Below are 953 nucleotides of genomic sequence, written 5' to 3' on the forward strand. Positions count from 1 at the left end.
AGGTTGTAGATGGTGTTTCTTAGGAAGGCGCTCGCCATCTTCTCGCAGCCCACGAAGTGAAGTTCCGCGCCATCGAGGCGTTGGCCGGTCGCTATCCCGTAGCGCCGATGTGCCGGCTGCTGCGGGTATCCCGCAGCGGCTTCTATGCCTGGCAGCAGCGGCCACCTTCGGCGAGAGAGATGGCGAATCGGCGTCTGAGCAAGGAGATCCGCACCATCCACCATGAGGTGAATGGGATCTATGGCCATCGCCGCATCAAGGCCGAGTTGGCGGCCATGGGGCATGCGTGTGGTCGACACCGGGTTGCTCGACTGATGCGCGAAGCCGGTCTGCGCGTTCGCTCGCGCAAGCGCTGGCGGCTGGTTTCCAGCAGTCGTCATGCTCTGCCGATTGCCCCGAACCACCTGGATCGCCAGTTCGCCTCGGATCGCGCCAATCGGCACTGGGTCTCGGACATGACCTACGTGCGGACGGCCCAAGGCTGGCTGTATCTGGCCGTCGTGCTCGATCTCTATTCACGCGCCGTCGTCGGTTGGGCGATGCACCACCGGATGCAGCAGGCCTTGGTACACGCCGCGCTGGAGATGGCCGTGGCACGCCGACAGCCGAAAGAAGAGGTGCTGCTGCACTCGGATCGTGGCAGCCAATACTGCGCGTACGACTACCAGGCCTTGCTTCGGCGCCATCGCATCGTGCCCAGCCATTCACGTCCGGGGAACTGCTGGGACAACGCCGCGATGGAGAGCTTTTTCCGTTCGCTGAAGGCCGAGCGGGTGTACCTGACGCGCTACGCCAGTTACCAGGAGGCAAAAACCGACCTGTTCGACTACATCCGCTTTTACAATCACCGTCGGCGCCACTCGACGTTGGGCTATCTCAGTCCGATGGAATTTGAGCGGCGAAATGCGAGCAGTAGCTCTTAACTACCTGTCCACCAGTTCCGGGGCAGACCA

General features: G+C 62.4%; 1 pseudogene. It reads left to right on the forward strand.

What is annotated here, in order from left to right:
* Positions 1–47: 47 nt before the first annotated feature.
* A pseudogene (locus EA796_RS22905) lies at positions 48–923 on the forward strand (IS3 family transposase); the annotation flags it as partial.
* Between the last annotated feature and the right edge of the window lie 30 nt (positions 924–953).

It is taken from the genome of Pseudomonas sp. AOB-7 (genome assembly GCF_003696305.1).
Lineage (GTDB): Bacteria > Pseudomonadota > Gammaproteobacteria > Pseudomonadales > Pseudomonadaceae > Aquipseudomonas.